Here is a 26,648-nt window from a genome sequence, read left to right on the forward strand (position 1 = left end):
GACTGCTTACTTGACTTCGACGGTCGCGCCTGCGGCCTCGAGGTCCTTCTTCATCTTCGCGGCGTCGTCCTTCGACGCGCCTTCCTTCACGACACCGCCGGCCTCGGTGAGGTCCTTGGCTTCCTTCAGGCCCAGGCCGGTGATGGCGCGCACGGCCTTGATGACTTCGACCTTCTTCTCGCCAGCCGACTTGAGGATGACGTTGAACTCGGTCTGCTCCTCGACCGGTGCGGCGGCAGCGGCGGGGCCGGCAGCCATGACCGGAGCGGCGGCGGAAACGCCGAACTTGTCCTCGATGGCCTTGACCAGCTCCATCACTTCCATCAGCGTCTTGGTGGCGATCGACTCGACGATCTGTTCGGTGGTAAGGGACATTGTGTTGACCTCTGGATATGTTTTAGGAAATTGAACGATTCGATCGTCGGGCTCAGGCCGGTTCGGCCTGAGCCTCGGTGGCCACTTCGGGAGCGGCTTCGCCGCCACCCTGCTGGTCGGCCACGGCCTTGACGGCGCGGGCGAACATGGTCACCGGCTCGTTGAGCACGCGGGCGAGCATCGCCAGCGCCTGCTCGAGCGTCGGCAGCGAGGCCAGCACGTCGACATGGCTGGCCGGATACAGCTGGCCACCCACGGCGACGACCTGGGCCTTGAGCTTGTCGTTGCCCTTGGCGAACTCCTTGATCAGCCGCCCGGCAGCGCCGGGTTCCTCGGTCGAGAACGCGTACAGCAGCGGACCGACGAGCTTGTCCTGGACAACCTCGAATTCGGTTCCGGCGACCGCGCGCGATGCCAGCGTGTTCTTGACGACACGCAGGTACACGCCGGATTCGCGTGCCTTCTTGCGCATCGCCGTCATCTGGCTGACGGTGGTGCCCGCGTACTCGGCTGCGATCAGGGAGTGGGCAGTGGCGGCGACGCTCGACAGCTCGGCGACGACTTCCTGCTTTTGGGACAGATTGAGAGCCATTAGCACTCCTCCAATTGAATTCCGCTCACGGCTCCTGCCGCTTGCGGTCCTGGGCGACGCCGTCCTGGCGTCGGGGACGCTCGCGCGTCCCGGTGGTGGCCTGACTCTGAAACTGGTTTCCCAGACAACTTTCCAGAGGGGCGCCCATCTACGCAGGCCGAACTCCTTGCGGACTTCGATTAAGCGATCCCGCTGGCGATGACGGCGATTCCCTGCCAGTGCGAGCCTCCCTGCCCGTCGTCATCGCGCGCTGACCGCACCTGCGGTCTTTGACGGCGATCGCGTCGGGATGGATTCCTTCGCGATGCCCTCAAAACTTGCTTGCTTCCCCCTCTTCCGCTCGCGGGAGAGGGACGGGGTGAGGGCGCTCGTGGCGCAAGTCCCCTCATCCGCCTTCGGCACCTTCTCCCGCAAGCGGGAGAAGGGAAAAACGATTACTTCAGCGCCAGCGTCGACGGGTCCACGGTCACGCCGGGGCCCATCGTCGAGCTGATCGACACCTTCTGCAGGTACTGGCCCTTGGCGGTGGACGGCTTGGCCTTGATCAGGTCGAGCAGCAGCGCCTGCAGGTTGTTCTTCAGCGAGTCGGCGTCGAAATCCGCCTTGCCGATCGTGCAGTGGATGATGCCGGCCTTGTCGGTGCGGTAACGCACCTGGCCGCCCTTGGCGTTCTTCACCGCTTCGGCCGGGTTCGGCGACACGGTGCCGACTTTCGGGTTCGGCATCAGGCCGCGCGGACCGAGCAGCTGGCCGAGCTTGCCGACCACGCGCATCGCGTCCGGCGTGGCGATGACGACGTCGTAATTCAGGTCACCGGCCTGCATCTGCTCGGCCAGGTCGTCCATGCCGACGGCTTCGGCGCCGGCGGCGCGGGCTTCGTCAGCCTTCGCACCGGCGGGCGCGAACACCGCCACGCGCACGGTCTTGCCGGTGCCGGCGGGCAGCACGGTCGAACCGCGCACCTGCTGGTCGGACTTCTTCGCGTCCACGCCCAGGCGCACGGCAACGTCGACGGCTTCGACGAACTTCGCCTTGCTGTTGTCCTTGACGATCTTCAGTGCTTCGTCGATCGCATACGCCTTGCCGGGCGTCACGGCGGCCTGGATGGCCTTCTCTCGCTTGGTCATTGCCATGATCTCAGCCCTCCACCGTCAAGCCCATCGAGCGGGCGGAGCCCGCGATCGTCCGCACCGCCGCGTCCAGGTCGGCCGCGGTCAGGTCGGGTTCCTTCGCCTTGGCGATGTCCTCGAGCTGCTTGCGGGTGACCTTGCCCACCTTTTCGGTGTTCGGGCGCTTGGAGCCGGACGTGATGCCTGCCGCCTTCTTCAGCAGCACCGTCGCCGGCGTGCTCTTGGTGATGAAGGTGAAGGTACGGTCCGAGTACGCGGTGATGATGACCGGGGTCGGAAGACCCGGCTCGAGCTTGGAGGTCGCGGCGTTGAATGCCTTGCAGAACTCCATGATGTTCAGGCCGCGCTGGCCCAGTGCGGGACCGACCGGCGGCGACGGATTCGCCTGCCCGGCCTTGACCTGCAGCTTGATGTAACCGACGACTTTCTTTGCCATTTTGCTGCTCCTGCGAGTTCAAGCGCCTGCACGTCGACGACTGCGTGGCTCCTCGCTTTACTTGCCGGTGCGAACCACTCGCCCCAGCGAATCTGTGTGCCTCTCGGGCTTACGCCTTCTCGACCTGGCCGAACTCGAGCTCCACCGGGGTCGAGCGGCCGAAGATCAGCACCGCCACGCGCACGCGGCTCTTGTCGTAGTTGACTTCCTCGACCACGCCGTTGAAGTCGTTGAACGGGCCGTCGACCACGCGGACCATCTGGCCCGGCTCGAACAGCACCTTTGGGCGCGGCTTCTCGACTCCTTCCTGGACGCGGTTGAGGATCGCGGCGGCTTCCTCGTCCTTGATCGGCAGCGGCTTGTCGGCGGTGCCGCCGATGAAGCCCATGACCTTGGGGGTTTCCTTGATCAGGTGCCAGCTCTCGCTGTCGATGCGCGGGATGCCGGCCTCGTCCTGGGTCGCGATCTGCACCAGCACGTAACCCGGGAAGAACTTGCGCTCGGAACGGCGTTTCTGGCCGGAGCGCATCTCGATCACTTCCTCGGTCGGGACCAGCACGTCGCCGAAACGCTCTTCCATGCCGTTGCGCACGATGCGGTCGCGCAGCGCCTGCGCCACCGACTTCTCGAAGCCCGAATAGGCATGCACGACGTACCAGCGCTTGTTCACGCCTGCGCTACCCGTGTTTTCCGTCTGCGTTTCCATCAAGCCTGCGACTCCCTCGAGCATTGCATCAACGCGCCAGCAACCACTTGACGCCAAACTGGATGATCACGTCGAACAGCGCGAGCGTCAGGCTCAGCGCGATCACCATCGCGATCACGACCCAGGTCGTTCGCATCGTTTCCTGCCGTGTCGGCCAGACCACCTTGCGCAGTTCAAAACGCGACTCGGCGAGGAACTCGCGGGTCTGCCCGCCCTTGTCCGTGGTCAGGAACACCAGCGTCGCGGCGACAAGCCCGGCAACGACAGCGAGCACCCGCAACGAACCCGCCCACTGGCCGTCGAACCAGTAGAAGACGAAGAGACCGGCGGCCACCAGCAGCAGCGACGCCGCGTACTTGCCGATATCGCCTGCCGATCCTGTGGTCTTGCTTGGTTGCAGCTTGCTGTTCATCCGCGCCTTTCGATGGATCTGTACGGCGACCGCGAACGGTCGGTGGCACGCCAGGAGGGACTCGAACCCCCAACCTGCGGTTTTGGAGACCGCTGCTCTGCCAATTGAGCTACTGGCGTATCGAACTTTTGCGCTATTCCCTTAGACGGCAATGGCGAGTCGTCTCCGACTCGCCGGTTGGCTGTTTGTTCCCTGTGGACACCAAGAGCCAGTCGCCGCCCCGGCGTTATCCGGCCCAAGGGCCGGATGAACGGCGGGAACAAGTGCGGCGCAGGCGCCGCACTCGTCTTACTTGATGATCTTCGCCACCACGCCGGCGCCGACCGTGCGGCCGCCTTCGCGGATCGCGAAGCGCAGGCCCTCGTCCATTGCCACCGGGTTGATCAGGCTCACCACCATCTTGATGTTGTCGCCCGGCATGACCATTTCCACGCCTTCGGGCAGGGTCACGGCACCCGTGATGTCGGTGGTGCGGAAGTAGAACTGCGGGCGGTAGCCCTTGAAGAACGGGGTGTGGCGGCCGCCTTCGTCCTTGCTCAGGACATACACCTCGGCCTCGAACTCGGTGTGCGGGGTGATCGAGCCGGGCTTGGCCAGCACCTGGCCGCGCTCGACGTCGTCACGCTTGGTGCCGCGCAGCAGCAGGCCCGCGTTGTCGCCCGCCTGGCCCTGGTCCAGCAGCTTGCGGAACATCTCCACACCGGTGACCACGGTCTTCTGGGTCGGGCGGATGCCCACGATCTCGATTTCGTCGCCCACCTTGATCACGCCGCGCTCGATGCGCCCGGTCACCACCGTGCCGCGACCGGAGATCGAGAACACGTCTTCCACCGGCATCAGGAACGGCTTGTCGATCGCACGCTCCGGCTGCGGGATCCAGGTGTCCAGCGCCTCGACCAGCTTCAGGATCGACGGCACGCCGATGTCCGACTGGTCGCCTTCCAGCGCCTTGAGCGCCGAACCGTGCACGATCGGGGTGTCGTCGCCCGGGAACTCGTACTTGGCCAGCAGCTCGCGCACTTCCATCTCCACCAGCTCCAGCAGCTCGGCGTCGTCCACCATGTCCGCCTTGTTCAGGTAGACCACGATGTACGGCACGCCCACCTGGCGCGCCAGCAGGATGTGCTCGCGCGTCTGCGGCATCGGGCCGTCGGCGGCCGAGCACACCAGGATCGCGCCGTCCATCTGCGCCGCACCGGTAATCATGTTCTTCACGTAGTCCGCGTGCCCCGGGCAGTCGACGTGCGCGTAGTGGCGGTTCGGGCTTTCGTACTCGACATGCGCCGTCGAGATCGTGATCCCGCGCGCCTTCTCTTCCGGCGCCGCGTCGATCTGGTCGTAGGCCTTGAACTCACCGCCGAAACGCTCCGCACCGATCTTCGTCAGCGCCGCCGTCAGCGTCGTCTTGCCGTGATCCACGTGGCCGATCGTGCCCACGTTCACGTGGGGCTTGGTGCGCTCGAATTTACCCTTTGCCATGGCGGTGTCTCGGTTGCTGGTACGAAGTGATGGGAACTTGCCGGTCCTGCGATGCAGGCTTGGAACATGGTGCTCACGAATGGAATCGAACCATCGACCTCCTCCTTACCAAGGAGGTGCTCTACCGACTGAGCTACGTGAGCGAAGCTTGGGTTTTGACAGCGTGTCCTGGCGAATTCAGCGTGGGGCGTTCAATGGAGCGGGAGACGGGAATCGAACCCGCACAATCAGCTTGGAAGGCTGAAGTTCTACCATTGAACTACTCCCGCGCCGGAACGCCTGGGCTGAAGCTTGCGAGCTGGTGGAGGGAGGTGGATTCGAACCACCGAAGGCGTAAGCCAGCAGATTTACAGTCTGCCCCCGTTGGCCGCTTGGGTATCCCTCCGGTCGCTACGCCTGGAACGTCGAAACAGCCCGCGATTTTGACGTGCTCGGGGCAGGGTGTCAACGCGACATGACGCCCGATGCGCTCCGCGGGGTCAACCAGCCCTCCGCCAGATCACGCCGCTGGGGCCAAACGCGACAGCCCGCCGGCGGATCGGGCTGGCGCGCGGCGGGGCGGCGGAGCTCCCCACGTCCGTCCTCCTCCTCCGCGGCGCGCCTACACGTTGAAGCGGAAATGCAGCACGTCGCCTTCCTGAACGCGGTAGTCCTTGCCTTCCAGCCGCAGCCGGCCGGCGTCGCGGGCCCCCGCCTCGCCCTTGAGGCGGACGAAGTCGTCGAAACCAATCGTTTCGGCCCGGATGAAGCCCTTCTCGAAGTCGGTGTGGATGACGCCGGCCGCCTGCGGGGCGGTCGAGCCGGCCTTCACGGTCCAGGCGCGGACTTCCTTCACCCCGGCGGTGAAGTACGTCTGCAGGCCCAGCAGCTTGTAGGCGGCGCGGATGACCCGGTTCAGGCCGGGCTCGTCCAGGCCAAGGTCGGCGAGGAAGGCGTCGCGGTCCTCGTCGTCGAGCTGGCTGAGCTCTTCCTCGATCGCGGCCGAGACCGGCACCACCTCGGCGCCCTCGCCCGCGGCCCGGGCGCGGACGGCATCCAGGTGCGGATTGTTCTCGAAGCCGTCCTCCAGCACGTTGGCCACGTACATCACCGGCTTCAGGGTCAGCAGGAACAGGTCCCGGACCTGCGCCTTGTCCTCCTCCGACAGTGCCAGCGATCGGGCCGATCTGCCTTCGTTGAGGGCGGCACTGATCCGCGCCAGCACCTCCACCCGCGCCTTGGCCTCCTTGTCGCCGGTCTTGGCCGCGCGCTCGGCGCGCTGCAGGGCGCGGTCGACGCTGTCCAGGTCGGCCAGCGCCAGCTCGGTATCGATGGTGTCGATGTCGGCGAGCGGGTCGACCTTGTTGTTGACGTGGATGACGTCGTCGTTCTCGAAGCAGCGCACCACGTGGGTGATGGCGTCCACCTCGCGGATATGGGCCAGGAACTTGTTGCCCAGTCCCTCGCCGCTCGCCGCGCCGGCGACCAGGCCGGCGATGTCGACGAACTCCACTGCCGTGGGGATCACCTTCTGCGGCTTGACGATGTCGGCAAGCGCCTTCAACCGCGGGTCCGGCACCGGCACCACGCCGACGTTGGGCTCGATCGTGCAGAAGGGGAAGTTGGCCGCGGCGATGCCCGCCTTGGTCAGCGCGTTGAAGAGGGTCGACTTGCCGACGTTCGGCAGGCCGACGATGCCGCATTTGATGCCCATGGGAACTCCGTGAAGCGGGACTCGAAAGCCGGGTGCCGGCATCCGAAGGGCCTTGCCTTCCGACGCCCGACGGCCGGCCAGCGGTCCTTAAGTGGGGGTGTGCAGGCGCTTCATCGCTTCGTTGAAATCACCGGCGACGGCGAGCGGCAGCACGTGGATGGCGTCGTCGATCGCGCGTTCGATCGCCGCTTCGTCGTCGCGACCGGCACGTCCGAGCACCCACGGGGTGACGCGATCCTTGTGGCCGGGATGGCCGATGCCGATGCGCAGGCGGTGGAAGCGCCCGTGGCCGAGCAATTGCATGGTGTCGCGCAGGCCGTTCTGACCGCCGTGGCCGCCGTCGAACTTCAGCCGAGCGGTGCCCGGCGCCAGGTCGAGCTCGTCGTGCGCGACCAGCGTTTCTTCGGGTTCGATCTTCCAGTAGCGCAATGCCGCGGTGACGGACTTGCCGCTGAGGTTCATGTAGGTCGCCGGCTTGAGCAGCCACAACGACCGTCCGTCGATCTCGATTTTGGCGGTTTCGCCGAACAGCTTGGATTCCAGCCCGAAGCGCGCGCCTGCCTGTTCGGCGAGCACGTCCACAAAACGGAACCCGGCGTTATGCCGGGTCCGTGCGTGTTCGGCACCGGGATTGCCCAGTCCGACGATGAGGCGCAGTCCAGCCATCGATGACGCGTCTCCGGCGCGCCCGCGAAGGCACGCCGGAGGACGCGATTACTTGGCTTCGCCTTCGCCCGCGGCCGGCGCTTCGGTGCCTTCCGCCGCGGCTTCCTCGACGCGGCCCATGCGGGCGACGACGACAGCCACGTCGTGGTCGGCGCCGAGCTTGAGCTCGGGCACTTCCACGCCCTGCGGCAGTTTGACCTGCGACAGGTGGATGGTGTCGCCGGCATTCAGGCCCGACAGGTCGACCTCGATGAACTCCGGCAGGTCCTTGGGCAGGCAGCTGACGTGGATCTCGTTGAGCTCGTGGGTGACCACGACGTCCGCGGCCTTGCCGGCCGGCGATTTCTCGACGTTGACGAAGTGCAGCGGCACGGCGGCGCGCAGCGCTTCGTTCTCGCTCACGCGCTGGAAGTCCAGGTGCATGATCTGCTGCTTGAACGGATGGCGCTGCATGTCGCGCAGGAGCACGCGCTCGACGCTGCCATCGATGTCCAGCGACAGGATCGACGAGTAGAACCACTCGCTCTGGCTGGCGATCCAGGTCTTCTCATGCTCGAGCTGGATGGACTTGGGTGCGGCGTTGCCGCCGTAGACGACGGCCGGGATCCGGGCGGCACGACGCAGGCGGCGGCTCGCACCTTTCCCCTCGTCCTTGCGGCCGGTGGCCTGGATGGAATGATCTGCCATTTGTATTTACTCACTCTGTTGCAGTAGGTCGCCTCGCGGCGATGTGGAGACTCACCCGCGACCAGGTGAGCCGTTGGAACATGGTGGCGATGGGAGGCTCGAAACGTTTCGAAACACCCGTCGCCGTGACCGCTCAGTCGACGTACAACGAACTCACCGATTCGCCGAAGGCGATCCGGCGGATCGTCTCGGCCAGCAGTTCGGCGACGCTGAGCTGACGGATCTTGCTGCAGTTGCGGGCGGCTTCCGACAGCGGAATGGTGTCGGTGACGACCAGTTCGTCGAGCTGGGAGCGGCCGATGTTGTCGATCGCCGCGCCCGACAGCACCGGATGGGTGCAGTAGGCGACGACCTTGACGGCGCCGTTCTCCTTCAGCGCCGCCGCCGCCGCGCACAGGGTGCCGGCGGTATCGACGATGTCGTCGACCAGCACGCAGACCTTGCCGGTGACGTCGCCGATGATGTTCATCACGGTGGCGACGTTGGCCTTCGGGCGGCGCTTGTCGATGATCGCCAGGTCGGCGTCGTCCAAGCGCTTGGCGATCGCGCGGGCACGCACCACGCCACCGACGTCGGGCGATACCACGATCACGTTGTCGGTGCCGTGCGCGCGCCAGATGTCGGCCAGCAGCAGCGGCGAGGCGTAGACGTTGTCGACCGGGATGTCGAAGAAGCCCTGGATCTGGTCGGCGTGCAGGTCGACCGTGAGCACGCGGTCGGTATGCACGGTGTTGAACATCTGCGCCGCGACCTTGGCGGTGATCGGCACCCGCGCCGAACGCGGCCGGCGATCCTGGCGGGCGTAGCCGAAGTACGGCACCACCGCGGTCACACTGGACACCGATGCGCGCTTGAGCGCGTCGATCAGCACCAGCAGTTCGACCAGGTTCTCGGCGCTGGGCGCGCAGGTCGGTTGGATGACGAAGACCTCCTGCCGGCGCACGTTCTCCTCGATCTCGACCTGCACCTCGCCATCGGAGAAGCGTCCGATCTGCGCCTTCCCCAGCCGGATCCCGAGTTCCTTGCACACGGCCTCGGCCAACGGCCGGTTGGCGTTGCCCGTGAACACCAGCAATTTGCGATCGTCCTGCATGTGCGCCATTGGAGTCCGAGGGCTGGAGGCTGGAAGGCGCGATGCGATCCAGGTCGATGGTTGACGCGAATTCCCGTGTGCGATCAACGGTCCAATAACGACAACGGGCCGTGCATCCATCTGGCAGGGGCGGCAGGATTCGAACCTGCGGATGCCGGGATCAAAACCCGGTGCCTTGGGCCACTTGGCGACGCCCCTGCATGAGTCAATTGTCCCGTCCCGCCTGCCATGCCTCCAGCGCCAGATGCAGCGACGACCGCGCGGCCCCTGCCGCAAGCCACGCACGCATCCCCACGGGCAGCCGTCCCTGCTGCAAGCGGTCGAGCGCCGTCCGTGCCTGGGCAAGGTCGGTGAACTCGGCGAAACAGGCGCTGCCGCTGCCGGTCAGCCTTGGCCGGCCGACCTGCGCGAGCGCCATGAAGGCCGCCTCGACCGCCGGTTCGCGCCGACGCAACACCGGCTCGAAGGCATTTTCGAGCGCGGCACCGGAAACGAAGTCGGCTATTGTCGCGGGCGCCGCATTGCGGGTCAAATCATGGGCTTGGAACGCGCTGCCGGTCGCGGCGTGGACGCCGGGGTCGACCAGCAGGTACCAGGCCGGCGGCAGCGCCAGCGGCACCAGCCGCTCACCCACCCCTTCGGCCCAGGCATTGTCGCCATGGACGAAGACCGGCACGTCGGCGCCCAGCTGCAAGCCCAGGTCGGCCAGTGCCTCGAGCTCCAGGCCGGTCCGCCACAGGGCGTTCAGGGCCACCAGGATCGTCGCGGCGTCGGACGACCCCCCACCCAGCCCCGCACCCGCAGGCACGATCTTTTCGACGCTGATGTCGACACCTTGACTGCACTTGGCGGCGTTTTTCAGCAATGCCGCGGCACGCACGACCAGATCGTCCGCGGCGTCGACCCCCGGCGCCGAGGCGCCCACACGCTGGATCGCGCCATCCGCGCGCACCCGCAGCCGCAGGCGGTCGCCCCAGTCGAGGAGCCGGAACACGCTCTGCAGCTCGTGGTAACCGTCGGCGCGGCGACCGGTGATGCGCAGGAACAGGTTGAGCTTGGCCGGCGCGGGCCAGGACGACCACGCCTGCTCGCCGCCCCCCCCCGCCGCCGCGCTCACGGACCCGCGGCGCCGGGCTGCCAGGCATCGACCACCAGGCGGACCCGGGCAGTGTCGCGCACGGCCGTCAGGCGCCCGGGAAGTTCGGTGCCCAGTTCCGGATCGGGCTGCCAGTCGGCGTAATCGATCGCCCAGCCCGCCTGTTCGAGCCTGGCCAAATGGCCATCCAGACCGTACTGCAGGCGCGCGGCCGGCAGGCCGGGGGCGGCGGCGCCACGCACCCACGAAGCCAGGGCGGCGACCGGGATCGTCCAGCCGGTCGCGTCATGCAACAGGGCCTGCGGATCGGCTCCGCTGCGGGTGCCGCCGGCCAGGCCTTCGAGCATCGCGGCCTGCCCGTCGCCACTCAGGCGCCAGCTCTGGCGGGTGATCGGAGCGCTGAGGGCGACGTCGTAGCGGGCGCCGTCCTGGCGCCAGTCGATCCGCCCGCTGCCGCCTTCGCGGCCATTGGACAGGGCGACGCGGCCCTGCAAGCTCCAGCGCGGATGCGCGGCCAGCAGCGCCACGCGCGCGGCCTGTGCCTGCTGCTGCGCCGCGGTCGGCGCCAGCAGCGGCGTCTCGCGGACCGGTTGTCCCGCGCATGCCGCCAGCAGCAGGGCCAGGGCCGCGGTTACGGCACGGCCCCAGCCGGCGCGCCGCATCGATCCGCGCGGCTGTTGCGCCATCGCAGGAGAAGGCACCGGCCAGGCCGCGTCTACCGTCGCTGGGCCGCTCATACCTTCAGCTTGGCCAGCACGCGCTGCAGGGAGCGGTTGTCGGGGTCGAGCTTGCGCGCTTCGTCCAGCACCTTGCGCGCCTGCGCGTGGTCGCCGGTGACCCACAGCACCTCGCCCAGGTGGGCGCCGATTTCCGGGTCCTTCTGCAGCATGAAGGCGCGCCGCAGCTGCGTGAGGGCTTCGTCGGTCCGCCCGAGCCGGTAGAGCACCCAGCCATAACTGTCGATGATGGCCGGATTGCCGGGATCGGCGACGCGCGCGCGATCGATGAGTTGCAGCGCTTCGGCATAGCGCGTCGTGCGATCGGCCAGCGTGTAGCCCAGCGCATTCAAGGCAGCGACATTGTCCGGCTCGGCGACCAGCACCTTGCGCAGGTCGGCCTCCGCGCGGGGAATGTCGTCGCGGCGCTCCCAGGCGAGCGAGCGTGCATACAGCAGTGCGCTGTCGTCCGGGAAAGCGGCCAACCCGCGTGCGAACGCGTCCATTTCACCGGCGGCGGCGTCGTCCTTCTGCCGCAGGTCGGCTTCGAGCAGGTAGGCGTCGCGGCGTGCGTCCTGGTCGGCGTCGGCATCGGCCTGCAAGGCGCGCAGGTCGGCGAAGGCTTCGCGATCGCGCTTGAGTTCATGCAGGACGTTCGCCGCGCGCAGCCGCGCCTGCCAGCGCTGCGGCCCGCCGGGCACGCTGCGATACCAGGCCAGCGCTTCGTCCATGTGCTTGAGGAATTCCGCGGTCTGCCCCAGCAGCAGGCGGCGCTGCGGATCGGGCCGGCTGGAGTCGCCCTGCAACTGCGTGTAAAGCGCCTGCAGCGCGGCCTTGTCTTCGGCTTTCGCCAGCAGCGACGCCCGCAGGCTGTAACTGTCGTTGTCCTGCGGCCCGAGCGCGACGACGGCCGCGGCGGCTTCCGGATCGCCGAGCGCATCGTATTCCGCGGCCACCGCCAGCCGCATGTCCTGGTCGCTGCGCGTCTGCGGCGCCAGCCCGTCCAGGACCTGGCGCGCCTGGTCGAACTTGCCGGCCTCGCGCAACTGGCTGGCGCGCAGCAGCGCCACCCGCGGCTCGCTGGGGAAGCGCGCGACCACTTCATCGACGATGCGCGCGGCCAGCCCGTCCTGGTCGAGCTTCTGTGCCAATCCGCCGAAGGCCAGCCAGGCCTGCAGCACGCCGGGGATCGCCTTGTCGTCCACCAGTCGCGCAAGCACGTGGGCGGTCACCCGCGGATCCTTGGCACCACCGCCCAGCGCCGACAGCGCATAACGCCAGCCATCCCCGCGGTCGCGCAGCAGCAACTCCAGTTGCCGCACCGCGGCGCCGGCATCGTTGCGGCGCAGCGACAGGCTGGCTTCGGCCGCGCGCATGGGCAGCGCGCCGGGCGCGCGCGCGCGCCACAGGGCCAGGGCTTCGGCGGCGCGTTTGCCGTCGCCGGCGAGCAGCGCAATCCGGGTCGCCCGCTCGGCCAGGCCGGCGTCGTCACTGGATTGGCGCGCCGCGTCCAGGTACCACCGCGCGGCGTCGTCGAGCTTGCCGGCCTGCAGCGCGAATTCACCCGCCATCGTCGCGGCCAGGGCGTCCCCGGGTGCGCGGCTGGTTGCGCCGGCGAACGAGGGAAGGACGCTTGCCACCAGCAGCACCAGCAGTGCGGCGCGGCACCGCGCGCGGGGCAAACACGAGCATGAATGCATCGGGACGGACATCGGGCGCAGCCGGGCCGTAAAATGGCGGCCCCATTGCGCCGGAAGCTTAACGCAAGCGGCTGAACGCCCTGTCGTCCCGATGACCCTGCTCGCACTCGGCCTCAACCACCAGACCGCGCCGGTCCACCTGCGCGAACGGGTGGCGTTTGCCGATGACATCCTCGCGCCCGCGCTGGCGTCGCTCAAAGCATTGCCGTCGGTGCAGGAAGTGGCATTGCTGTCCACCTGCAACCGCACCGAGCTGTATGCCGTGGCCGACGACGAAGGTCGCGCGCTGGGTGAGTGGCTCGCGCGCCACGACGACGGCGCCGCCGAGCTGCAGGCCTACCTCTACTGGCATTACGACGCCAATGCCGTGCGCCATCTGTTCCGGGTGGCGACCGGGCTGGATTCGCTGGTGCTGGGCGAGCCGCAGATCCTGGGCCAGGTGAAACATGCCTGGGCCGCGTCGCGCGCCGCCGGCACCTTGGGCGGGCAGCTGGATCGGCTGTTCCAGCAGGCCTTCGTCACCGCCAAGCGCGCACGCACCGACACCCGCATCGGCGCCAACCCGGTGTCGGTCGCCTCGGCCGCGGTGCGCCTGGCACAGGGCAGTTTCGCGCGTCCGGAGGATTCTTCGGTGCTGCTGATCGGCGCGGGCGAAACCATCGAGCTGGTCGCCCGCCACCTGACCCAGGCGCGGGTCAAGCGCCTGCTGGTGGCCAACCGCACGCTGTCCCATGCGCAGGCGCTGGCCAGCCGCCACGGTGGCGTCGCGGTGCCGCTGGCCGAGATCGATCGCCACCTGGGCGACGCCGACATCGTGTTTTCGGCCACCGCCAGCCGCGCGCCGGTGCTGCACAAGGCGCATGTCTCCGCGGCGCTGGCGCAGCGACGCCACCGCCCGATGATGCTGCTCGACCTGGCCGTGCCGCGCGACATCGCCGCCGACGTCGCCAGCCTCAAGGACGTTTTCCTCTACACCGTCGACGACCTCGAGCGCGTGGTCGAAGACAACCGCCGCAGCCGCCGCGAGGCGGCCGAAGCTGCCGAGGCGATCGTCGAACTGCAGGTGTCGCGTTTCGTCGAAACCATGGCCGCGGGCACCCGCAACGCGCCGCTCAAGCGCCTGCGCGCGCATGGCGACAGCGCGCGCGTCGAAGTGCTGGCCAAGGCGCGCCAGCAGCTGGCCGGCGGGCAGGATCCGGAGGCGGTGCTGGAGTTCCTTGCGCACACGCTGACCAATCGCCTGTTGCATGCACCGACGATCGCCCTGCGCGAGGCCGCGGTGACCGGCGACGGCGAACTGGCGCGGGCGGCCGAGAAGTTGTTCCCGGCCGAAGCGGGAGCGGAGACGAGCGAACCGGGCATCGCCGAAGGCTCGCTGCTGGTCCGCGGTGACGAACGTTAGCGAAGCCGTTCGCTGGCTGTGTCGCCTGCTGTCCGCTCCCTCCTACCGGTTCCCCCATGCATCCGTCCCTGCGTCGCAAGCTCGAAGCCCTGATCGAACGCCGCGAGGAACTCGAGCGCCTGCTCGCCGATCCGGGCGTGATGTCGGACAACGAGCGCTTCCGCACTCTTTCGCGCGAGTTTTCGCGGCTGGAACCTCTCGCGCAGGGACTGGCTGCTGAAGCCCGGGCGCGCCAGGATCTCGCCGCGGCCGACGCGATGCGCAGCGATCCGGAACTGCGCGAACTGGCCGACGAGGAAATCGCCGCCGCCAGCGCGCGCCTGGGGGCCCTCGATGCGCAGCTGATGGCGCAGCTGGTGCCGAAGGATCCGCGCGATGACGGCAACCTCTACCTGGAAGTGCGCGCCGGCACCGGCGGCGACGAGGCGGCGATCTTCGCCGGCGACCTGTTCCGCATGTATGCGCGCTACGCCGAGCGGCAGGGCTGGAAGATCGACGTCGAATCGGCCAGCGACGGCGAGCACGGCGGCTACCGCGAGATCGTCGCCCGCGTCGAAGGCCGCGGCGCGTATTCGAAGTTGAAATTCGAATCCGGCACCCATCGCGTCCAGCGCGTGCCGGAAACCGAATCGCAGGGCCGCATCCACACCTCGGCGGCAACGGTGGCGATCATCGCCGAGGACGGCAGCGACATCGCGATCGACATCAATCCCGCCGACCTCAAGGTCGACACCTTCCGCTCCTCCGGCGCTGGCGGCCAGCACGTCAACAAGACCGAATCGGCGATCCGGATCACCCACGTCCCCAGCGGCGTGGTGGTCGAGTCGCAGACCGAGCGCAGCCAGCACGCCAATCGCGACAAGGCGATGAAACGGCTCAAGGCCATGCTCATCGAAGCCGAAACGGCGAAACGCGAATCAGCGCAGGCGCAGGACCGCAAGCTGCAGGTCGGCAGCGGCGACCGCAGCCAGCGCATCCGCACCTACAACTACCCGCAGGGGCGCATCACAGACCACCGCGTCGAGGGCCTGACCGTGTACGACCTGCCGAACGTGCTGCAGGGCAATCTCGACGCCCTGGTCGAACGGCTGGCGCGCGAGCACCAGGCCGATGAACTGGCGCGCCTGGCGGCGGGCGCATGATTGCTGCTGCCCGCCGATAAACTGCAGACTGGTGGCGGCGGGCGGCAGCACCCCGCGCTGCGGCCGTTCGCAGGAGCCGGCTTCAGCCGCGAGCGGTCGATTGCTGCATGCTGCGCGACAAGCTCGCGGCTCAGGCCGCTCCTACCGAGGGTGCATGACCGTTTCGATCCACCGCGCGCAGCTCGTCGACCTCGATGCGGTCGCTCCCCTGTTCGACGCCTATCGCCAGTTCTACGCGCAACCATCCGATCCGCAACGCGCACGCGACTGGCTGGAGGCACGCCTGCGGGGCAGCGAATCCGTCGTCCTGGTCGCAACACGCGACGGGATCGCCGTCGGCTTCACCCAGCTCTATCCGATGTTCTCCTCGGTGCGCACCGCGCGGCTGTGGATCCTCAATGACCTGTTCGTCGCCAGCGATGCGCGCCGCAGCGGCGTCGCCCGCGCGCTGCTCGACGCGGCGGCCGGTTTTGCCCGCGACGATGGCGCCGCGGCGATCATGCTCGAGACCGGTCGCGACAATGCGGGTGCCCGCGCGCTGTATCGCGCGGCCGGCTGGTCAGAGGATGAGAGCCAGTGGTATTCGTTGCCGCTTCCCTGCCGGTCGTCGGTGCAATCTGCGGCGGGTTGAAACCCGCCCTACACTGTCGCGCATGACCTCGACCGCCGCCTTCCTCCCGCTGCGCATCTGCGTGCTCACCGTCTCCGACTCGCGCACGCTGGCCGAGGACAGCTCGGGCGATTACCTCGCCGCCGCATTGGCCGAAGCCGGGCATCTGCTGCACGAGCGCGCGCTGCTGCCAGACGATCGCTACCGGCTGCGCGCGCTCGTCTCGCGATGGATCGCCGATGCGGCGGTCGACGGCATCCTCGTCACCGGCGGCACCGGCTTCACCGGCCGCGATTCGACCCCCGAAGCCCTGCTGCCGCTGCTGGACAAGACCATGCCGGGCTTCGGCGAGATCTTCCGCGCGATTTCGTTCGAGGAGATCGCCACGTCCTCGCTGCAGTCGCGCGCCTTCGCCGGCCTGGCCAACGGCACGTTCGTGTTCGCGCTGCCTGGTTCGACATCGGCCTGCCGCACCGCCTGGGAACGCATCGTGCGTGCGCAGCTCGACGCCCGCACCCGCCCGTGCAACCTCGCCACGCTGCGTCCACGCCTGAAGGAGTGAACTGGCGCGGTGAAGAAAAAGCATTACAAGAAGCTGCTCGAACCGATGCAGCTGGATTTGGTCGCCGCGGCGCGCTGGGTCCAGGCGACCGGGCAGCGGCTGGTGGTGCTGTTCGAAGGCCGCGATACGGCGGGCAAGGGCGGCACGATCAATGCCATCCGCGAGCACCTGAACCCGCGCCAGTGCCATGTCGCCGCGCTGCCGACGCCCACCGGGCGCGAGAAGACGCAGTGGTATTTCCAGCGTTATGTCGCGCACCTGCCGGCGGCGGGCGAGATCACGCTCTTCGATCGCAGCTGGTACAACCGCGCCGGCGTGGAGCGGGTGATGGGCTTCGCCACCCAGGCCGAGGTCGATGCCTTCCTGCGCCAGGCGCCGTTGTTCGAGAAGCTGCTGGTCGACGACGGGATCCTGTTGTTCAAGTACTGGCTGTGCTGCGACCAGGCCGAGCAGGAGGAGCGGTTCGCCGAGCGGCTCGACGATCCGCTCAAGCGCTGGAAACTTTCACCGATCGACCTGCAGGCACGCCAGCATTACGCCGACTACACCCACGCGCGCGAAGCGATGCTGCGTGCCACCCACACCAACGATGCGCCATGGACCCTGGTTGACTTCAACGACCAGAAGCGCGGCCGGCTCACGCTGATCCGCAACCTGCTCGATCGCCTGCCCGACACCTGCGTCGCGGAAAAAACCACCGACTTCCCGCCGCTGGCGGGCGAGCCGCTGAAGGAACATTTCGACGTGGTCGCGCCGCTGGCGCCAATCGCCGGCTGACGACTTCCGACGGGCGACGCGCGCGATCAACCCGCCACAGGCGCCGGCGACATATCCTCCAGCAACGGCAGCGTCACCACGAACCGGCTGCCCCGATCACTGCCCCGGCTGCTGGCGACCACGCTGCCGCCGTGCGCCTCGACCAGCTCGCGCACGACGGTCAGGCCGATGCCGAGGCCAAACCCATTGAAGCCCGTGGCGTGCGCGTCCTGCACGAAGGGATCGAACACCTTGGGCAGGCTCTCCGGGCTGATGCCGATGCCTGTGTCGCAGACGCTGAGCACCAGCATGCCATCGGACGCCACCACCGACAGTGCGATCTCACCGCCGTCGGGCGTGTACTTGGAGGCGTTGTCGAGCAGGTTGGACACCACCTGCACCAGCCGGACCGGATCGCCGTCGACCGGCAGCGCGCGCGCCGGCACCAGCACCCCGAAGTGCTGCAGCCGCACGTCCATCGCCGGCCGGCAGATGGCGATGGCCTCGTCGATGATGGCAGCCATGTCGACGCGCTGGCGCTCCAGCCGCAGCTTGCCGGTGCTCACCCGCGAGGCATCGAACAGGTCGCTGATCAACCGCGACATGTGGGTGACCTGGCGCTCGATGATGGCCTGCATGCGTGGAAGTTCGTCGGAACCCACGTGGCTGAGCAGGGCCGCGGCCGTGCGGATCGGCGTCAACGGATTGCGCAGTTCGTGCGCGAGCACCGCCAGGAACGCGGTCTGCTGCTGGTGCGCGTGTTCGGCGGCGGCACCGAGCTCGCGCGCATCCAGCGCGGCCAGGATCAGCTGCTCGTTGGCATCGCGGATCTGGCCGTGCCGGCGTTCGTGCTCAGCCAGCGAGTGGCCGAAATGCGCCAGCGGTTTGTGCAGCGAATCCAGCGTCGGCGCGCCGCTGCGCTGGCCCAGCATGTCCTCGCCGTGGAAGGCGCAGCTGCCCACGCCGTGTTTCCTGGCCCGCGACATCGCCGCGCCGGCGCGCGCGATCAGGGTGTCCGGATCACGGCCGTCCTCGGGATAGACGCTGATGCCGATGCTGGCGGTGAGCCGGATCACATGGTCGCCGACACGATGGGGGCCCCGAGCGCCGCGATCACCTTCTCGGCGACCAGTGCCGCGTCGTCGGCCTGCGAGACTTCGGTCAGCAGGATCAGGAATTCGTCGTCGCCCTGGCGGCTGGCGGTATCTTCGCCGCGCACGGCGGAGACGAAGCAGTCCGCCGCCCGTCGCAGCACGTCGTCGCCCACGGCACGGCCGAGCGTGTCGTTGATCTGCCTGAAGCCGTTGAGGTCCAGCAGGAGCAGCGCGAGCATCGCATCGTGCCGTTTGGCCGCAGCGATCGCCTGCACGAAACGATCCCTGAGCAGCAGTCGGTTGGGCAGCCTGGTCAACGCGTCGTGCCCGGCCTGCTGGCAGGCCTCCTCCAGCGCGCGTTCGGCCGACGCCACGTCCGAGCGCGCCTGCAGCGACGACACCACCAGCTGCTCGTTGGCTGCCATCGCCAATTGCGTTGCTTGGCCGGCGTCGAGCACCTGCTCGGCCTCGGCAATGGCGGCGCGCAGGCGGCCGAGCCGGTCGCTGGCCTGCTGGATCTGCGCCTGCAACTGGCCCAGTTCGACCACCCCCTCTGGGGCAGGATCGCGCGGTGGGCCCGGAATGGGTTGCACGCCGGTGGGCCTAATCGCCGACCGCGGCGTCGGATTCATCCCGCCGCGCGCGGTCGTGCTTCAGGCGCGGGCGTCCGCCCAGCAGGCCTTCCAGCGCCACCAGCCGGCCGCCGACCTGGATGCCCTGGTCGTTGATGGTGTACTCGCGCAGTTCGTTGGAATGATCGCTGGCACGGACCTTGACCACCGCCATCATGCGCAGCAGGCGGCTGTCGACTTCCATGTAGCGCTGCACGACGATCGCATCGGTCAGGAAGGCGGTGCCGTACGGGCTGAAGCGCAGGTCGGTATAGCGGTCCTCGAGCTCGGACGTCATCAGCACGGTCACGCCCTCGGCCGCGAAGGCGGTGAGCATGCGCAGCATCTTCTCGCGGAAATCCTCGCGGAACGCCGGCGCGATCGACAACTCGAAGCCCGAGAGCGAATCGATCACCACCCGCGTGGCGCCGAGCCTGCGGATCTCCTGCAGCACGTGCTGGACGGTCTCGTCGATCGACAGGTCCGGCGACAGTTTGTGGACCAGGCCGACGCGGTTGCGATCGATCAGGTCGGCAATCCGCCGGTCGCGCGAGCGGAACGGATTCTGGTCGAACGCGGCGATCACGCCGGTCTCGCCACGGCGATCGCCTTCGACCAGGAAGCTGGATGCCAGGATGCTCTTGCCGGAGCCCGAAGGACCTGCCACCAGCAGCGAATAGCCCCGCGGCAAGCCGCCGCCGAGCATCGCATCGAGTTCGTCCACGCCGGTCATCGCCCGCTCGGGCAACGGCGCGGCGCTGGCGCTGGTCGCGGCACCCACCGGCGCCGGCGCGAACACCCGGATGCCGTCACGCGTGATGCGGAACGTGTGCGATCCGGGCAGCGTGGCCTGTCCGCGCATCTTGGTCACCTGCAGCTTGCGCACCATGGAGTTGCGCTCGACGCTCTGGGTCAGGCAGAGCATGCCGTCGGCCACGGTGAAGACCGGATTGGCCTCGTCGGCCGCGCCGTACTCGCCGATGAGGAACGTGGTGGCCTGCCAGCTGGTCATCAACATGCCCAGCTGTTGCACGAACTGCTGCAGGTCGTTGTGCGCCCGGTCGGCGCCGCCGGCATGCGACATCGAGCGAAACGAGTCCACGAACACCACGGCCGGCCGATGGGTCTCCACGCCCGCCACGATCGCCTGCAGCACGCGGTCGAAATCCCCGCTCAATGCTTCCTCGGAAAGATTGACGAAGTACACCGAGCGGTTGATGGCATCGTTGTCGAAAAACCCGAACTGCTGCTGGTAGCGCAGCATCTTCAGCGGGGGCTCGCCCAGCACCGTGAAATACAACCCGGGGCGCTGCGGCGTGGCCAGCGCGAACATCATCTGGTGCGCCAGCGTCGTCTTGCCGCAACCGGGCGAGCCGGCAATCAGGTTGAAGGAAAACTCCGGCAGCCCTCCGCCGAGTACTTCATCGAGGCCGGGAACACCGGTGGACAGGCGATTGATTGTCACTTTGGAGGTCATCGCGATCCGTCCTGCGCAGCGTCGCCGCGCGAAAAGTTGGCCCAGATGGAGCTGAGCAGCTGGTCGGTGAGCGTTGTCCCGACCAGGCTGGCAAGCAGTTCATGGAACGCCTGCAGAAGATCGCCGCCACCCGCCGCGGCTTCGAGGTTGTCCTGGCCCGCCAGCGTGGCCTCCAGCGCGGCGAGGTCCAGCGTGGGATGCATGGAATCCTGCATCGCCGCGAACCAGGGATGATCGGCGGTCGTGAGGTGCACGCTGCGCCGGAACAGCGATGCCACCCCGCGCTGGCCGAGGATGGGTCGCAACGTCGCATCGATTTCCAGCCAGATCGCCACCACCATGGCTGCGATCCGCGCCGGATCCGCGCCCTGGGTGGCGCTGCGCGAGAGGTGGACGGCGATCCGTCGGCTTTCAGGACTTTCCACTGGAATGAGTGCTGAATCCGAAGACGACACCTGAGTCTAGCCCTGTAGAGGTGACGGTGCGCCGAAAGCGCAACGGGCTCGCTCAGAAAGCCCGGACAGCCGCGCCAGCGGGTGGATCGGACCGAAGCGGGCGTGTGGATGCATGGCGCAACGCGCGCCTCAACCGACGGCGAAGCCCACGCCAGCATCGCTGGCCCGTGCCTCTTCGCGCTGCACGTAGTCGACGCGTGCGTGCGGCGGTCCATGCTGCAGCCAGTGCGCCAACTGGTCCACTGCGTCGGCGCCACCGACCGCCAGCACTTCGACACGCCCGTCCGCAAGGTTGCGTGCATGGCCGCGCACGCCCAGCCTTTGCGCCTGCGCCTGGGTATTGGCGCGGAAGCACACGCCCTGCACCACGCCGCTGACCAGGAAGCGCGCCGCAGCGTCCATCGCTCAGGCGGCCTGGGGCCCGCCGGCGGCGGCGATCGCGGACTCGATGTCCTTCGCCGTGACCGGCCCGAGGAACTGCCTGGCGACTGTTCCGTCCGGCGCGATCAGGTACGTCGTCGGCAGGCCGCGCGGGGTGTCGAAATCCGATGGCGGTGCATAGACATCCAGGATCGCGATCGGATACACGACCGGATGCTTGTCCAGGAACGCCTTCATGTCCGCCGGCGTGATGTCCTCGTAGGCCAGGCCCACGACTTCAATGTGTTCGCGCATCGCGTCCAGCGCTGACAGCTCAGGCATTTCCTTCAGGCACGGCCCGCACCAGGTCGCCCAGAAATTCACCACCACCCATTTGCCGCGATGCGCGGCCAGGTCGTAGTGCGTTCCGTCCAGCGTGGTGACCTGGAGTGTCGGGTGTTCGGGGCGGGGCGCTGGTGCCGATGTCGCCGGCGATACCGACGATGCCGGCGTGGGTGCCACGGCTGCGGTGGCGGCGGGTGTCTTCGCGCCGTCGCTGGATGGCTTGCAGGCCACAAGCAGTGCCGCCAGGCAGCAGGCGATGAGCAGGCGATTCATGCAGGTCCCGTGGAAGGTGGATCGTAGAGGGTCGCCACCCGCCGCTTGAGCAGGTCGCGCAGCGGCAGCCGCAGCTGGTCGAGTTCGGCGACGGCCGCCGCGCCCAGGGCATCTTCGCGGCACGGCAGGTGCGCTTCGAGGATCGGGATCCGCAACTGGCAAGCTTCGTAGAGGTCGGCCATGGTCACGTCGTCGAGGTCGCGCGCCAAGAGCCACTCGCCGGATTCGGCGCGGCTGAGCAGGCCGATCCGGCACAGGTCGCCCAGCATTTCCTGCACCAGTTCGTCGGTGAGGATCGGTTCCAGCTGCTGGATGTCGTCGCTGTGCAGGCCGCGTCCGCTGCGCCGCCGCTCGGCGAAACGCCCGAGCATGCGCAGCAGGCCGTAGATCTCGAACCCTTCAGGCAGGCGCATCGCCGCCGGCTGGTAGCGGAAGGCCGCCAGCGCCGCGGCCGAAGACGCGCCGAACAGGATCGAGACCCAGCCAAGGAAGATCCACAGCAGGAACACCGGCACGAACGCCAGCGGCCCGTAGATCTTCTGGTAGGAGCCGAAGCTGCCCAGGTAGACGCCGATGCCCCACTTCACCGCTTCGAACAGCAGCACCGACAGCAGCGCGCCCATCAGCGCATGCCGCCACTTCACCGTGCGGTGCGGGACGACGCGGAAGATCGTGGCGAACGACAACAACTCGATCACCATGGGCGTGAAACGCAGCATCACCGTTTCCAACGCCTGGCCCGGCGCGGTCGCGAACAGCGGCAGCGCGAACAGGCGCGAGGACAACGCAAGGCTGGTCGCCGCCACCAGGCCGCCGAGCGTGAGCACCGTCCAGTACACGAGGAAGCGGCTGAACTTCGGTCGCGCGATCGGGACGCGCCAGATGCGGTTGAAGGTCGCCTCCACGCTGGTCAGCGTGATCAGCAGCGACACCACCAGCGCGATCACGCCGGCCGTGGTGAGCGCGGTCATGTTGTCGGAAAACTGCTGCAGGTAGTGCTCGACCTCGCGCGCCGAGCTCGGGACGAAGTTGGAGAACACGTAATCACTCAGCTGCCGGCGCCAGCCGACGAAGGCCGGGAAGGCCGCCAGCACGCCGAACACCACCATCGACAACGGCACCAGCGCAAAGACGGTGGTGAACGACAGTGCACCGGCCGATTCGAACAGGCGGTCGTCGAGGAAGCGTCGGCCCATGAACCTGAAGAACGAATGCGCACGCGCCCGATCGCGCAGGCGATCGCGGATCCGCTCGCCCAGGCGCTGCTGCAGGTGGTTGAAGGCGTCCATCGGCTCCATCGGCCGAAGGGTAACCGATGGCCGTGCAATGAGGCGGCGTGGGCGGCTTTCCCCGTATCCTGTCGGCCATGACCGACATCCTCGTCCTCTATTACAGCCGCGGCGGTTCCGTGGCGCGGCTTGCGCGTCAGGTCGCACGCGGGGTCGGCGAAGTCGCCGGGATGAACGCGCGCCTGCGCACGGTGCCGCCGGTGGCGATCGCGACCCAGGTCGCCGCACCGCCGGTGCCCGAGGAAGGCGCGCCTTACGTCGAACGCAGCGACCTGGACGAATGCGCCGGCCTGCTGCTCGGAAGCCCCACCCGCTTCGGCAACATGGCCGCGCCGCTGAAGCACTTCATCGACGGCCTTGGCGCCGAATGGGCCAGCGGCACCCTGGTGGGCAAGCCGGCCGGCGTGTTCACCTCGACCTCGACGCTGCACGGCGGGCAGGAGTCGACGTTGCTGTCGATGATGCTGCCGCTGCTGCACCACGGTTGCGTGATCGCAGGCATTCCCTTCACCGAGCCGCTGCTCAGCACGACCCGCACCGGTGGCACGCCGTATGGCGCCAGCCATGTCGCCGGCACCCGCGACGACATCCAGCCCAGCGACGACGAAGCGGCGCTGGCACGCGCCCTCGGCCGCCGCATCGCCGTGCTGGCAGCGAGGTTGTCGGCATGACCCGGGCGCGCATGTTGCTGGCGATCGCGCTCATCGCGCTGGTCGCGCTATACGCCGTGTGGTTCGTTGCACGCGCCGAATGGGTCGCGCTCGGCGTGTTCGCGATCCCGCCGGCGTGGCTGGCCATCGCGCTGCTGCGCGGCGGCGGCGCGCGCACGGGATTCTGGGCCGGCGTGTTCGCGCTGGCGTGGTTCTCGCACGGCGTCATGGTGGCGTGGACCAGGCCGCCGGAGCGCTGGCTTGCGCTGGGCGAAGCGCTGCTGGCGATCGCGATCGTGCTCGCGGCCAGCCTGACCGGCCTTCGCGCGCGGTTCGCGGCGCGCGCGGCGCGCAGGTAAATCGATGGCAACGGGCGCACCGGCGCCGGACCCGCGCATGCAGGGATTGACCGCGCCCCAGGTTGCGCGCATGCACGCCGCCGCACGCGCCATCCGCGATGGCGCGCTGGCCGACGCCGGCCGCCTGCTTGCCGAAGTGCTGGACGCAGCCCCCGACCATCCCGAGGCTTTGCGCCTGCTCGGCCTGCTGCACGGACGCCAGCACCGCCCCGCCGATGCGGTGGCGTTGTTCGAACGCGCGCTGTTGCAACGGCCCACCGATGCTGTGCTGCTCAACGACCTGGCGATCGCGCAGATGGCCTGCGGCGAGCGCGAGGCGGCATTTTCCACATGGCGCAAGGCCTGCGCGCTGTCGCCGAGGGAGGCGATGCCGTGGTTCAACCTCGGCCGCAACCTGCAGCTGGCCGGCGACAGTGCCGACGCGGCCGAAGCATTGCGGCACGCCTGCACGCTGGCACCGGAACTGCTGCCGGCCACGATCCTGCTCGGCGACGCGCTGGTCCACCTGGGCCGCTTCGACGAGGCCCAGGCACGCTATCGCGCCGCGTTGCGACTGCACCCGGCCTGCGGCGATGCCTGGCGCGGTCTGTCGAACATCAAGACGCGCGCGTTGTCCGACGCCGATGCCACGGCGCTGGCGCAGCAGCTGTCGCGCGGCGACCTCACCGAAGCCGATCGCATCGCGATGGCGTACGCGCTCGGCAAGCTCGAGGAAGATCGCGGCCGCCACCCGCAGGCCTTCGCCGCGCTCGCACAGGCCAACGCGCTGCTGCAGCGACGCGCGCCGTGGAGCGCGGAGGCCTTCAACCGGTTCGTCGAAGCCGCGCTCGCCGCAAGCGAGCAACTGCCAGCGCCACTGGATGCAACGCTGGGCCGCGAAGCCATTTTCGTCGTCGGCCTGCCGCGTTCGGGATCGACGCTGTTCGAGCAGATCCTCGCCGCGCATCCCCAAGTCGAAGGCGCGAGCGAACTGCCCGACCTTGGCGAAGTCATCCAGCACGAATCGATCCGCCGCCAACGTCCGTATCCGCAATGGGTCGCCGAGGCCACGGCGCAGGATTGGCATCGCCTCGGACAGGACTATTTGGCGCGCACCGCGCGCTGGCGCCGGCAGCGGCCGCGCTTCACCGACAAGATGCCGGAAAACTGGAAGCATGCCGGCGTGCTGCGCGCGATGCTGCCCGGCGCCACCGTCATCGAGGTACGCCGCGACCGGCTGGAAACCGCGTGGTCGTGCTTCCGCCAGCAGTTCTACCAGCTGCCGCATTTTTCCTGCCGGCTGGAGGACATCGCCATCTACCTGCACGGTTGCGAGCGGGCCATGGATGCGTGGCGCGCCCGCGATCCGGCGCACATCCGCCTGCATCGTTACGAAGACCTGCTCGCCGGACCGGAACCGCGCATCCGCGCCCTGCTTGGGGATTGCGGCCTGGACTTCGATGCCCGCTGCCTGGCCTTCCACCAGGCACGGCGCAGCGTGCGCACCGCCAGCGCCGCGCAGGTACGCCAGCCGCTGCGCGACGACACCGCGCGCGCCGCGCACTACGGCGCCCTGCTGGACCCGCTGCGCCGCGCCCTGGCCGCGGCCGACGGCAGCGTCGCCATGGCACCGGGCGCCAGCCGTTAGAATCGCCCCCCTGCCGCCAGCGCAATACCATAGGGCCCATGGACAACCTGCTGATCGTCACCACCGGCGGCACCATCGACAAGGTGTATTTCGACGACAAGTCGGACTACCAGGTCGGTGAGCCGCAGATCGGGCGCATCCTCCAGGAGCTCGGCGTGGCGTTCGAATTCCGCGTGATTCCGCTGCTGCGCAAGGATTCCCTGCACATCGATGCCGGCGATCGCGAGCTGCTGCGCGCCACCATCGCCGCCCATGACAGCCGCCAGGTGCTGGTGACCCACGGGACCGACACCATGGTCGAGACGGCCAAGGTGCTGGCGGCGATCAAGGACAAGACGATCGTGCTCACCGGCGCGCTGAATCCGGCACGCTTCCGCGGATCGGACGCCGAATTCAACATCGGCACCGCGGTCGGCGCCGTGCAGTCGTTGCCGGCGGGCGTCTACATCGCCATGAACGGACGGGTGTGGGATCCGGCGCGGGTGCGCAAGAACGTCGCGGCCAATCGCTTCGAGGCGCTGTAACGGCGACGCGTCGCGGCACCACGGCGAAGGTGCCAGGTGGCTGCGCGCCGCCGCGTCCCGCTGCCTGGAGGTCGCCGCGTCACCCTGGTTCGCGGCACGAAAAAGCCCCGGCAGGACCGGGGCTTTCCGTTTGCGATCCGGACCCGGCGTTTGCGCCGGGCCGGCATCGTGGAGCGCTTACGGCGAAACAGTGCCCTTCAGGCTGACGCCCGAGTACGCGGCATAGGCACGCACGTTGACGTAGTACGTCCCCGCCGTCGGCGCGTTGAACGTGCAGGTCTCGTTGTTGCCGGTCAGGTACGGACGGCAGCTGTAGCTGGACGTGGTCGGC

At 68.4% G+C, this 26,648-nt stretch carries 29 protein-coding genes, 5 tRNA genes and 1 pseudogene; 9 read left to right on the plus strand and 26 right to left on the minus strand.

The features are described from left to right. Window positions 1-6: 6 nt before the first annotated feature. The 19 genes from rplL to G7B67_RS05465 form a co-directional block, all read right to left on the minus strand. Window positions 7-375, minus strand: coding sequence for a 50S ribosomal protein L7/L12 (gene rplL, locus G7B67_RS05375; RefSeq protein WP_166209051.1), 369 nt, complete (start codon window positions 373-375; stop codon window positions 7-9). 52 nt (window positions 376-427) lie between these two features. Further along, window positions 428-967, minus strand: a complete 540-nt coding sequence (rplJ, locus tag G7B67_RS05380; RefSeq protein ID WP_166209054.1) for a 50S ribosomal protein L10 — start codon at window positions 965-967, stop codon at window positions 428-430. A gap of 434 nt (window positions 968-1,401) precedes the next feature. Beyond that, window positions 1,402-2,100 (minus strand): 50S ribosomal protein L1, encoded by a 699-nt coding sequence (gene rplA / locus G7B67_RS05385; RefSeq protein WP_166209057.1) that lies wholly within the window; start codon window positions 2,098-2,100, stop codon window positions 1,402-1,404. Between the two features lie 4 nt (window positions 2,101-2,104). Further along, entirely contained in the window at window positions 2,105-2,533 is a 429-nt protein-coding gene (gene rplK, locus G7B67_RS05390; protein WP_166209060.1) for a 50S ribosomal protein L11, read from the minus strand. A 109-nt stretch (window positions 2,534-2,642) separates the two neighbouring features. Continuing rightward, a complete protein-coding gene (gene nusG / locus G7B67_RS05395) occupies window positions 2,643-3,239 on the minus strand; it encodes a transcription termination/antitermination protein NusG (protein WP_166209063.1) in 597 nt (198 codons plus the stop codon). A gap of 28 nt (window positions 3,240-3,267) precedes the next feature. After that, the gene (gene secE / locus G7B67_RS05400) at window positions 3,268-3,651 is read right to left on the minus strand and encodes a preprotein translocase subunit SecE (protein ID WP_166209066.1); all 384 of its coding nucleotides are present in this window, start codon (window positions 3,649-3,651) and stop codon (window positions 3,268-3,270) included. 43 nt (window positions 3,652-3,694) lie between these two features. Next, window positions 3,695-3,770 (minus strand) — tRNA-Trp (locus G7B67_RS05405). Window positions 3,771-3,939: 169 nt separating this feature from the next. Continuing rightward, a complete protein-coding gene (gene tuf, locus G7B67_RS05410) occupies window positions 3,940-5,130 on the minus strand; it encodes an elongation factor Tu (RefSeq protein WP_166209069.1) in 1,191 nt (396 codons plus the stop codon). A gap of 67 nt (window positions 5,131-5,197) precedes the next feature. Then, window positions 5,198-5,273: transfer RNA gene (locus tag G7B67_RS05415), tRNA-Thr, on the minus strand. Between the two features lie 52 nt (window positions 5,274-5,325). Next, a tRNA-Gly gene (locus G7B67_RS05420) sits at window positions 5,326-5,399 on the minus strand. 30 nt (window positions 5,400-5,429) lie between these two features. Then, window positions 5,430-5,515: transfer RNA gene (locus tag G7B67_RS05425), tRNA-Tyr, on the minus strand. Window positions 5,516-5,731: 216 nt separating this feature from the next. Further along, a complete protein-coding gene (gene ychF / locus G7B67_RS05430; RefSeq protein ID WP_166209072.1) occupies window positions 5,732-6,823 on the minus strand; it encodes a redox-regulated ATPase YchF in 1,092 nt (363 codons plus the stop codon). Window positions 6,824-6,910: 87 nt separating this feature from the next. Beyond that, window positions 6,911-7,489 carry an aminoacyl-tRNA hydrolase gene (pth, locus tag G7B67_RS05435; protein WP_166209074.1) on the minus strand — a complete coding sequence of 193 codons (579 nt, stop codon included), beginning with the start codon at window positions 7,487-7,489 and terminating at the stop codon, window positions 6,911-6,913. Between the two features lie 48 nt (window positions 7,490-7,537). After that, complete coding sequence (locus G7B67_RS05440; RefSeq protein ID WP_166209077.1) at window positions 7,538-8,176, minus strand: 50S ribosomal protein L25/general stress protein Ctc; 639 nt, start codon at window positions 8,174-8,176, stop codon at window positions 7,538-7,540. A 133-nt stretch (window positions 8,177-8,309) separates the two neighbouring features. Next, the gene (locus tag G7B67_RS05445; RefSeq protein ID WP_166209111.1) at window positions 8,310-9,269 is read right to left on the minus strand and encodes a ribose-phosphate diphosphokinase; all 960 of its coding nucleotides are present in this window, start codon (window positions 9,267-9,269) and stop codon (window positions 8,310-8,312) included. Window positions 9,270-9,390: 121 nt separating this feature from the next. Continuing rightward, window positions 9,391-9,467: transfer RNA gene (locus G7B67_RS05450), tRNA-Gln, on the minus strand. A gap of 7 nt (window positions 9,468-9,474) precedes the next feature. Then, entirely contained in the window at window positions 9,475-10,386 is a 912-nt protein-coding gene (gene ispE, locus G7B67_RS05455; RefSeq protein WP_166209114.1) for a 4-(cytidine 5'-diphospho)-2-C-methyl-D-erythritol kinase, read from the minus strand. Further along, the gene (gene lolB, locus G7B67_RS05460) at window positions 10,383-11,102 is read right to left on the minus strand and encodes a lipoprotein insertase outer membrane protein LolB (RefSeq protein WP_243412257.1); all 720 of its coding nucleotides are present in this window, start codon (window positions 11,100-11,102) and stop codon (window positions 10,383-10,385) included. The genes ispE and lolB overlap by 4 nt, the downstream gene beginning before the upstream one ends. Beyond that, a complete protein-coding gene (locus G7B67_RS05465) occupies window positions 11,099-12,781 on the minus strand; it encodes a tetratricopeptide repeat protein (protein WP_166209171.1) in 1,683 nt (560 codons plus the stop codon). The genes lolB and G7B67_RS05465 overlap by 4 nt, the downstream gene beginning before the upstream one ends. A gap of 91 nt (window positions 12,782-12,872) precedes the next feature. On the opposite strand from G7B67_RS05465, the gene hemA reads away from it, so the two are divergent. The 5 genes from hemA to ppk2 all read left to right on the plus strand — a co-directional run bounded on the left by hemA (window position 12,873) and on the right by ppk2 (window position 17,274). Continuing rightward, window positions 12,873-14,183, plus strand: a complete 1,311-nt coding sequence (gene hemA / locus G7B67_RS05470) for a glutamyl-tRNA reductase (RefSeq protein WP_166209116.1) — start codon at window positions 12,873-12,875, stop codon at window positions 14,181-14,183. Between the two features lie 56 nt (window positions 14,184-14,239). Then, window positions 14,240-15,325, plus strand: coding sequence for a peptide chain release factor 1 (gene prfA / locus G7B67_RS05475; protein WP_166209119.1), 1,086 nt, complete (start codon window positions 14,240-14,242; stop codon window positions 15,323-15,325). Between the two features lie 154 nt (window positions 15,326-15,479). Next, complete coding sequence (locus G7B67_RS05480) at window positions 15,480-15,956, plus strand: GNAT family N-acetyltransferase (protein ID WP_166209122.1); 477 nt, start codon at window positions 15,480-15,482, stop codon at window positions 15,954-15,956. A gap of 22 nt (window positions 15,957-15,978) precedes the next feature. Beyond that, window positions 15,979-16,497 carry a molybdenum cofactor biosynthesis protein B gene (gene moaB, locus G7B67_RS05485; protein ID WP_166209125.1) on the plus strand — a complete coding sequence of 173 codons (519 nt, stop codon included), beginning with the start codon at window positions 15,979-15,981 and terminating at the stop codon, window positions 16,495-16,497. A 9-nt stretch (window positions 16,498-16,506) separates the two neighbouring features. Beyond that, entirely contained in the window at window positions 16,507-17,274 is a 768-nt protein-coding gene (ppk2, locus tag G7B67_RS05490) for a polyphosphate kinase 2 (protein ID WP_279303953.1), read from the plus strand. A gap of 26 nt (window positions 17,275-17,300) precedes the next feature. Here the strand turns inward: ppk2 and G7B67_RS05495 are convergent. The 6 genes and pseudogenes from G7B67_RS05495 to G7B67_RS05525 form a co-directional block, all read right to left on the minus strand. Beyond that, window positions 17,301-18,779, minus strand: a pseudogene (locus tag G7B67_RS05495) (sensor histidine kinase); the annotation flags it as partial. Between the two features lie 171 nt (window positions 18,780-18,950). Beyond that, entirely contained in the window at window positions 18,951-20,423 is a 1,473-nt protein-coding gene (locus G7B67_RS05505; RefSeq protein WP_243412259.1) for a DUF7125 family protein, read from the minus strand. 8 nt (window positions 20,424-20,431) lie between these two features. Next, entirely contained in the window at window positions 20,432-20,860 is a 429-nt protein-coding gene (locus G7B67_RS05510; RefSeq protein ID WP_166209137.1) for a hypothetical protein, read from the minus strand. Window positions 20,861-21,019: 159 nt separating this feature from the next. Continuing rightward, on the minus strand, window positions 21,020-21,292 hold the full coding sequence (gene yccX / locus G7B67_RS05515; RefSeq protein ID WP_166209140.1) for an acylphosphatase: 273 nt from the start codon (window positions 21,290-21,292) through the stop codon (window positions 21,020-21,022). 3 nt (window positions 21,293-21,295) lie between these two features. Continuing rightward, on the minus strand, window positions 21,296-21,868 hold the full coding sequence (locus G7B67_RS05520; RefSeq protein ID WP_166209143.1) for a TlpA family protein disulfide reductase: 573 nt from the start codon (window positions 21,866-21,868) through the stop codon (window positions 21,296-21,298). Continuing rightward, complete coding sequence (locus G7B67_RS05525) at window positions 21,865-23,166, minus strand: YihY family inner membrane protein (RefSeq protein WP_243412260.1); 1,302 nt, start codon at window positions 23,164-23,166, stop codon at window positions 21,865-21,867. Before G7B67_RS05525 ends, G7B67_RS05520 begins: the two co-directional genes overlap by 4 nt. 68 nt (window positions 23,167-23,234) lie before the next feature. Here G7B67_RS05525 and wrbA point away from each other — a divergent pair, with 68 nt between their 5' ends. Genes wrbA through G7B67_RS05545 form a run of 4 tightly spaced genes read left to right on the plus strand, consistent with a single transcriptional unit; the run spans window position 23,235 to window position 26,317 of the window. Continuing rightward, a complete protein-coding gene (gene wrbA / locus G7B67_RS05530) occupies window positions 23,235-23,828 on the plus strand; it encodes an NAD(P)H:quinone oxidoreductase (RefSeq protein WP_166209145.1) in 594 nt (197 codons plus the stop codon). Further along, window positions 23,825-24,166 (plus strand): DUF2069 domain-containing protein, encoded by a 342-nt coding sequence (locus tag G7B67_RS05535; protein WP_166209148.1) that lies wholly within the window; start codon window positions 23,825-23,827, stop codon window positions 24,164-24,166. Before wrbA ends, G7B67_RS05535 begins: the two co-directional genes overlap by 4 nt. A gap of 4 nt (window positions 24,167-24,170) precedes the next feature. Continuing rightward, complete coding sequence (locus G7B67_RS05540) at window positions 24,171-25,793, plus strand: tetratricopeptide repeat-containing sulfotransferase family protein (RefSeq protein WP_243412261.1); 1,623 nt, start codon at window positions 24,171-24,173, stop codon at window positions 25,791-25,793. Between the two features lie 38 nt (window positions 25,794-25,831). Then, complete coding sequence (locus G7B67_RS05545; RefSeq protein ID WP_166209151.1) at window positions 25,832-26,317, plus strand: asparaginase domain-containing protein; 486 nt, start codon at window positions 25,832-25,834, stop codon at window positions 26,315-26,317. 177 nt (window positions 26,318-26,494) lie between these two features. Here the strand turns inward: G7B67_RS05545 and G7B67_RS05550 are convergent. Continuing rightward, on the minus strand, window positions 26,495-26,648 hold a 154-nt coding region (locus G7B67_RS05550; protein WP_207780872.1), incomplete at its 5' end, for a PPC domain-containing protein.

This window comes from Cognatiluteimonas telluris, from assembly GCF_011320095.1.
In the GTDB taxonomy this organism is placed as follows: domain Bacteria; phylum Pseudomonadota; class Gammaproteobacteria; order Xanthomonadales; family Xanthomonadaceae; genus Cognatiluteimonas; species Cognatiluteimonas telluris.